Annotated in this window: 2 protein-coding genes; both read left to right on the top strand. The window is 57.9% G+C overall.

Features of this window, described 5'->3' with window-relative positions; translation table 11 throughout:
• Positions 1-308: 308 nt before the first annotated feature.
• Positions 309-443: a hypothetical protein gene (locus ENZ74_RS35770; RefSeq protein WP_013531161.1), complete on the top strand. Its 135-nt coding sequence runs from the start codon at positions 309-311 to the stop codon at positions 441-443.
• 282 nt (positions 444-725) lie between these two features.
• Positions 726-1,330: AraC family transcriptional regulator (locus ENZ74_RS31960; protein ID WP_164761414.1), on the top strand; the 605-nt coding region annotated here is incomplete at its 3' end.

Raw genomic sequence — 1,330 nt, 5'->3', positions numbered from 1 at the left:
CGCGAACCGCCCGGCAGGCCTTCTTTATTTTATTTGTATACAAATGAGTTTTGGAGCCATGTCGCCAACGCATGACGCATATGAGAAAGCCGCATAGCAGCTCCTGTTTTCACTTAATGTCTTGTAAATGATCGTAAATTTTGAGCACCTTGCCCAAATCTGTCGCAATCGATGTCGCATTTCATATCAAGCGGTTCGCTTTTGCGATTTAGTTTCTGCTTACACAAGCCTATATCAGCGCCAGCAAACGAGCTGCCCCACTCCATCAAGCGAAGGCGACCCGTCTGAGCAACCGAATGGAGATGATTATGAAGCTTTTTGCCCGCCTCTTTGCCCGCCGCGAAATGAACCTGACCACCGCTCTCGAGCGTCAGCGTCTCGCCAACACCATGCCCGGCCAGACTGGCGCCATGAATGCGGCGCGCCTCGGCTTCGTCGCCTGAAGATTTTCCAGGCAGCGCATCCCTGCCGCTGCTTTAAAACTGCAACGCCGCCTGCCTCCAGCCAGAGCGGCGTTTTTGTTCTGCGCACAGGCTGTACGCTGCCTGTCCCTTGAACAGTTCGTGCCACTTCCGGGCCCCGCTGCACGCCGATTGCCCATTTGCGACCCATGTCGCAAATTTAATCTTGTCGTAGCGGCGTAGCCGATTGACAGACATGGTTTTTCCTGATGTCGCTATGCTATTCGCGACATCCTGTTCGCGCCATGGCTGTGTGAGGTTCCCTTGAACGCCGTAAAGCATCCGATCAAGCGGTCGTTTGTATTCTTCCTTATTCCCGATTTCACCATGATCGCCTTTGCGACCGCGCTCGACCCGCTGCGCTCGGCCAATCGCATGCTCGGCTACGAGGCCTATCGATGGCGCCTCGCCAGCATCGACGGCAAGCCGGTGCGCGCCTCGAACGGAGTCGAGTGCGCGGTCAACACGTCGCTCGAGGATGAACGCAAGAAGATGGCAGGTCCCGATCGGCCGAACATGGCCATCGTCTGCAGCGGCATCAATGTCGAGCGCTACCAAAACAAGTCCGCCTTCGCCTGGCTGCGCGAGGAATACAATCGCGGCGTCGCCGTCGGCGGCCTGTGCACCGGCGCGCATATCCTCGCCGCCGCCGGCCTGTTGTCCAACAAGCGCTGCGCCATCCACTGGGAGAACCTGCCGGGCTTTTCCGAGGCGTTCCCGAAGGCCAATGTCTTTGCCGACCTCTTCGAGATCGACCAGAACATCTACACCTGCGCCGGTGGCACCGCCGCACTCGACATGATGCTGAAGCTGATCGGCGACGACTTTGACGAGAACCTCGTCAACCGCGTCTGCGAGCAGGTGCTGAC

Source organism: Mesorhizobium sp. M7A.F.Ca.CA.002.15.2.1 (genome assembly GCF_003998715.1).
Lineage (GTDB): Bacteria > Pseudomonadota > Alphaproteobacteria > Rhizobiales > Rhizobiaceae > Mesorhizobium > Mesorhizobium ciceri.
This window is presented reverse-complemented; position numbering and strand designations above follow the sequence as displayed.